Below are 5378 nucleotides of genomic sequence, written 5' to 3' on the forward strand. Positions count from 1 at the left end.
GTCTCCCCGCCGCGCGTCCGCCCGCCGGACCGTCTGCACGAAGACGCCCGAGCTCGCGGTCGGCGAGCCGTTCGCGAGCCGGTGCGCACCGCCTCCCGCGTCGGCCGTCGAGGCGCGCCTCCGGGCGCTGCTGGCCGAGCGGCTCGAGTTCGAGCCGGGGCTCACGGCGGTCCGGTTGTCGCGCCCCTTCTTCGACCACCTCGAGGCGTGGCCCGACATCGTCCTCGGCGACCTGCGGGTCGCGATCGAGTACGACTCCACGGGGCGGCACGGGCTCGAGCACGTGGGGAAGCGCGAGGGGGCCGACCGGCGCAAGGACCGCGCGCTGCGGGCGGTGGGCTGGGAGGTGCTGCGGGTGCGCACGGGGCGGCTCGCTCCGCTCGGCCCCTTCGATCTCGTGGCGTCGTCGGTCACCGCGGTACTGGCCGATCGGGTGCTCGAGCGGCTGCGCGAGATCCGCGGACCGCTGCTGGTCGACGCGTGGTGCCGCTGAGCGGAGTGCGCGCGGAGGAGGGGGTCAGGTGCGCAGCGCCAGTGCCTCGCTCACCCAGCGGCGGTGCAGCGCCCACGGGTCGGGCTCGCCGGCCCGCACGGTCTCGACGTGGCGGTCGAGCGCGGGGCTCCGGGCGAACCACTCGGTCCGCTCCAGCCGCTCGGCGGCGAACTGCGCGTGCCGGTGCTGCTCGAGCGGGCGGCCGCCGCGTTCGAACGCCAGCAGCTCCTCGTGCCGGAGCCGGTGCAGCCGCTGGCGGGGGTTGGCGCTCGTGCCGATCTTGAGGCGCTCGCCGAAGCGGATGTAGTAGACGACCTCGACGCGCGGCGGCCCCAGCTCGCCGTCCGGCACCTCGCCGTGCCGCCACTCGCACGCGGCGCACAGCCATGCCGAGGGCAGGCGCACGCCGAGGCGGGACCCGCAGACCGCGCACGGCGACGGCAGGGCGTCGACGACTCCGTCCTCCTGCGCCACCCAGTCGTGCGCGAGGCCGAGGTGGGCCGGGCACAGCGCCACGGGGGCGCCCGCCTCGGCCCGGGAGGCGCACCCGTCGATCGAGCAGGCGGGGGCGGTGGAGCGGGGCATGCCCCGACGCTAGGCGCGACGACCGACACGCGGTCGCCGGCCCGGCGGCAGCGCTCAGTCCAGGCGGTCGACCAGGGCCGACGCGGCGCCCGTGTAGCCCGCGGGGGTCAGCGCCAGCAGGCGCGCCTTGGCGGCGTCGCCGATGTCGAGCCCGTCGACGAACGACGCGAGGTCCTCGGCGCCGAGGCGCTTGCCGCGGGTCAGGTCCTTGAGCATCGCGTACGGGTCGGTGATCGAGGAGCGCCCCGCGGTGACCTCCGCGCGGATCACGGTCTGGATCGCCTCGGCGAGCACCTCCCAGTTGCTGTCGAGGTCGGCGGCCAGCGCGCGCGGGTCGAGGTCGATCTCGAGCAGGCCGCGGGCGATGTTGTCGAGGGCGAGCAGCGAGTGGCCGAAGGCGACTCCGATGTTGCGCTGCGTCGTCGAGTCGGTGAGGTCGCGCTGCAGGCGCGAGGTGACGAGGGTCTGCGCGAGCGAGTCGAGCAGCGCGCTCGAGAGCTCGAGGTTGGCTTCGGCGTTCTCGAACCGGATCGGGTTGATCTTGTGCGGCATGGTCGACGAGCCCGTCGCTCCGGCCTGCGGGATCTGCCGGAAGTAGCCCATCGAGATGTAGGTCCAGATGTCGGTGCAGATGTTGTGCAGGATCCGGTTCGCGTGAGCGGCCTTGCCGTAGAGCTCCGCTTGCCAGTCGTGCGACTCGATCTGGGTGGTGAGCGGGTTGAAGTCGAGTCCGAGGGAGGTGACGAACTCCTCGGCGAGTCCCGCCCAGTCGACGTCGGGGTCGCTCGCGAGGTGCGCGGCGAAGGTGCCGGTCGCGCCGCTGAACTTGCCCAGGTACTCCGTCGCGTCGATCTGCGCGAGCACCCGCTCGAGGCGGTACGCGTAGACCGCGAACTCCTTGCCCATGGTGGTGGGGGTGGCGGGCTGGCCGTGGGTGCGACTGAGCATGGCCTCGTCGCGGTAGCGCACGGCGAGCTCGCGGAGGGAGTCGACGACCGAGCGGAGCTTGGGCCGCCAGATCTCGCCGACGGCCTGCCGCACCACGATCGCGTAGGAGAGGTTGTTGATGTCCTCGCTGGTGGCGGCGAAGTGGGTGAGCTCGGCGATGCGCTCCAGGCCCAGGTCGGCGAGCCAGTGGCGCACGAGGTACTCGACGGCCTTCACGTCGTGGCGGGTGGTGGCCTCGAGGGTCGCGAGCTCGTCGATCTCGGCCTGGCCGAAGTCGCGGGCGCGGCGGCGGAGCTCCTCGGCGGTGGCCGCGTCGACCGGCTCGGAGCCGAAGAGGCGGCGATCGGTCAGCGCGAGCAGCCACTCGACCTCGACGTGCACGCGCGCGCGGTTCAGTCCGGCCTCCGAGAGGTACTCGCCGAGCGAGGAGACGGCGGAGCTGTAGCGGCCGTCGAGCGGGCTGAGCGGCTGGAGGGGGAGCGTCATGCGGTGGTGCCTTCCGGTTCTCGGGAGTCTGTCTCGGTGAGGACGGTGCGGTTGCCGCGCAGTCCCGGTTCGATCTGGGCGAAGAGCGACTCGCAGGCCCGCTCGATGAGCGCGAGCACCGAGTCGAACGCCGCCGCATCGGAATAGTAGGGGTCGGGCACATCGCCCTGCGGTGAGAGGCCGGGCTCGAAGGCGAGCAGTCGGCGCACCTTCTGCCGGTCGACGTCGGTGCGCGCCCACGACCGCAGCGCCCGCTCGTGGCCCTGGTCGAGCGCCACGACGAGGTCGAACTCGGCGAACCGCGCCGGATCGAAGAGCTGCGCGCGGTGCCGCTCCCCGTCCAGGCCCCGGCGCTGCAGGGCGTCGAGCGCCCGGTGGTCGGCCTGCTCGCCGAGGTGCCACTCGCCGGTGCCCGCGGACGAGATCTCGATGGCCGACGCGAGGCCCGCCCGCTCGGCGAGGGAGCGGAGCACCGCCTCGGCCATCGGCGACCGGCAGATGTTGCCGGTGCAGACGAAGCACACGGCGAACGCCGAGGGCGCGAGGGGGCGGGGGGTCACCCGCTCATTCTGGTGCACGGCGGCTCCCTCACACCCGGTCGATCCACGACCTCCTCCCCGATCGGGCCCTCCTGCGTCCCGGCGGTGGTGCGGCGCGGCGATGCTCTCCACGGGGGCGGACTGCGGGGGCGCAGGGCGGAGGCGAGCACGGTGATCGAGCAGGACGCGAACGGGGCGGGAGCGCTGCTGCGGGCTCTCGCGAGCAGGGTCGGGGAGCTGAGGGCGCGCAGCGGCGGACTGCTGCCCGACGCCGACTGGGAGGACGCGGCGGCGAGGAGCTACGCCGACCGGGCCGCGGAGCTCCTCGGGGGCCTCGCGGCGGCGGAGGCGGCGGCCGAGACGCTGGCGCTGGGAGCGCCGTGACCGCCCGGGTCGAGACGCTCGAGCTCGAGGAGCGGAGCCGGATCCTCGTGGCCCTGGAGGAGGGCCTGGCCGGATGCGCGGCCGACGTCGACGCCGCCGCACCCGTCGTCTCGGTGCACTCGCCCGAGCGCGCGGGCGAGCTCGCGCACCTCGGTGCGCGGCTGCGGCTGCTCGAGGCCGACGCCGGGACCCTCCGACGCGGCCTCGGCCTCGCGGTCGTGTCCTACGCGGGCGCCGAGTCGTCGACCCTGCCGCTGCTCGCCGGACCGGCGCTCGCCGCGACGAGCTGGGGGCTGCGGGCGGTCGAGTCGGCCGAGCGCCGGTCGCCGACCGCCCTCGAGGACGCCGCGGCCCTGGTGGGCGCGGTCGTCGAGGCGGTGCGGGGGTCGGCCGAGGCGCTCCTGCCGGGTGGGGACCGCTCGGCGCTCGCGCAGGAGCGCGACGAGCTGGTGCGGGCGCTCCTGGGCGATGCGCTGGTGGTCGAGGGGATCCGCGCCCTGATCTCGTCGATCGGGCTCGGCACCGAGATCGGAGTGCTCCTCGTGCCGCCGCCGATCGCGGCGGTCCTCGGCAGGCCGCCGGCCGAGGACCTCCTCGGCAGCGGCGTCGGCTCGGCGAGCGGGGTGCTCGTCGTGCTCGGGACGCTCTTCGGCGTCCTCCCGGCGCCGGGGGAGCGGCGGCTGCGCGTCGAGGAGGCGGCCCCCCCGCCGCTCCCGTTCGGTTCGGTTCAGGCCCCGCCGCGCGGCTGGGGCGAGCTCGCCGGCCGCATTCCGCCGAGCGACCCCGACGGCCCGCAGGTCGTGATCGAGCGCTACGGAGCCCAGTGGCTGGTCGCCGTCTCGGGCACGACCGACTGGAGCGGGGATCCCGAGCAGGCGTTCGGCGCGGCGGCGAACCTCGAGGCGATGAGCGGGGGTGCGGGGACCTCGGTGCAGGGGACGCTGGCGGCGATGGAGGCGGCGGGCATCCCTCCGGGGGCGCCCGTCACGATCGTCGCGCACTCCCAGGGCGGGTTGATCGCCGCGCGCGTGGCGCAGTCGGGCCGCTACGACGTCCACGACGTGGTCGCGTTCGGCAGCCCCGTCCGTGGCGTCGACCTGCCCGCGGGCACGCGGACGGTGTCGGTCGAGCACTCCGACGACCTGGTGCCGGCCCTCGCCGGCTTCGGGCGGTCGGGCTCGATGGAGCCGGGCGTCGTGCTCGTCGAGCGGCCGTCCGACCCCGGCGCCACCCGGCAGGAGGGCGCGGTGCCCGCCCACGCGCTCGACTCCTACCTCGCCACCGCGCGGGGGCTCGACGCGGATCCCCGGCCCGCCGCGGCGGGTGCCGCCCTGTTCGCGCTCTGGCGCGGGGCCCCGGACTCCCGCGTCGCGGTCCGCCTGACGACGGTGCCGGTCAGCCCTCGCGCGAGCGCAGGAGCGGCCGCACGAGGAGCCCGATGAACCAGTTGACGATCGCGAGGACGAGTGCGCCGAGCACGCCCCACCAGAACCCGTCCACCTCGAGCCCGAAGCCGAACAGCCCGCTGACCCAGGCGGTCAGCAGCAGGAGGAGGCCGTTGACCAGGAACGAGATCAGACCGAGGGTGAGCAGGTACAGCGGGAAGGCGACCACTCGGATCACACCGCCCACGACGGCGTTCACGACGCCGAAGATCACCGCCACCAGGAGGTACGTGAGGATCGCGGCGGTGGGCCCCTCCTCGTACGGGTCGACGCGCACGCCCGACACCACCAGCGTGGTGAGCCAGATCGCGACGGCGTTGGTCAGGAGGCCGATGAGGAGTCTGCGCATGACTCCACTATCCCGCTCCTCACCGGTGCCCGCGACGGGGGTGCACCCGCACGGGTGGTCAGCGCTCCGGCTCCCCGATGGACGGGACGGGGACGGGAGGGCACAGCCGCGGGTCGGTGCTGCAGTCGGGCAGCGGAGGGAGCGGGGGC

The 5378-nt window shown here is 74.9% G+C and carries 7 protein-coding genes; 3 read left to right on the top strand and 4 right to left on the bottom strand.

All coding sequences use genetic code 11. The features are described 5' to 3' along the window. Positions 1 to 493: putative endonuclease domain-containing protein (locus tag NB037_RS18495; RefSeq protein WP_504972459.1), on the top strand; the 493-nt coding region annotated here is incomplete at its 5' end. Positions 494 to 517: 24 nt separating this feature from the next. Here NB037_RS18495 and NB037_RS18500 read toward each other — a convergent pair. From NB037_RS18500 to NB037_RS18510, 3 genes are read right to left on the bottom strand one after another with little or no spacing between them, the layout of a single operon-like run. Then, positions 518 to 1078, bottom strand: coding sequence for a GIY-YIG nuclease family protein (locus NB037_RS18500; protein ID WP_251948393.1), 561 nt, complete (start codon positions 1076 to 1078; stop codon positions 518 to 520). 54 nt (positions 1079 to 1132) lie between these two features. Then, complete coding sequence (gene purB / locus NB037_RS18505) at positions 1133 to 2512, bottom strand: adenylosuccinate lyase (protein ID WP_251948394.1); 1380 nt, start codon at positions 2510 to 2512, stop codon at positions 1133 to 1135. Continuing rightward, positions 2509 to 3072 (bottom strand): low molecular weight protein-tyrosine-phosphatase, encoded by a 564-nt coding sequence (locus NB037_RS18510; RefSeq protein ID WP_251948395.1) that lies wholly within the window; start codon positions 3070 to 3072, stop codon positions 2509 to 2511. The genes purB and NB037_RS18510 overlap by 4 nt, the downstream gene beginning before the upstream one ends. A gap of 150 nt (positions 3073 to 3222) precedes the next feature. Here NB037_RS18510 and NB037_RS18515 point away from each other — a divergent pair, with 150 nt between their 5' ends. Together NB037_RS18515 and NB037_RS19975 are read left to right on the top strand one after the other, a co-directional pair. Then, positions 3223 to 3435, top strand: a complete 213-nt coding sequence (locus NB037_RS18515) for a hypothetical protein (protein ID WP_251948396.1) — start codon at positions 3223 to 3225, stop codon at positions 3433 to 3435. Further along, positions 3432 to 4877 carry an alpha/beta hydrolase gene (locus tag NB037_RS19975; protein WP_251948397.1) on the top strand — a complete coding sequence of 482 codons (1446 nt, stop codon included), beginning with the start codon at positions 3432 to 3434 and terminating at the stop codon, positions 4875 to 4877. Before NB037_RS18515 ends, NB037_RS19975 begins: the two co-directional genes overlap by 4 nt. Here the strand turns inward: NB037_RS19975 and NB037_RS18525 are convergent. Then, on the bottom strand, positions 4831 to 5229 hold the full coding sequence (locus tag NB037_RS18525; protein WP_251948398.1) for a phage holin family protein: 399 nt from the start codon (positions 5227 to 5229) through the stop codon (positions 4831 to 4833). The two genes, NB037_RS19975 and NB037_RS18525, sit on opposite strands and share 47 nt — an antisense overlap. Positions 5230 to 5378: the final 149 nt, after the last annotated feature.

The sequence above is a fragment of the Rathayibacter rubneri genome, assembly GCF_023743255.1.
GTDB classification, from domain to species: Bacteria; Actinomycetota; Actinomycetes; order Actinomycetales; family Microbacteriaceae; genus Rathayibacter; species Rathayibacter rubneri.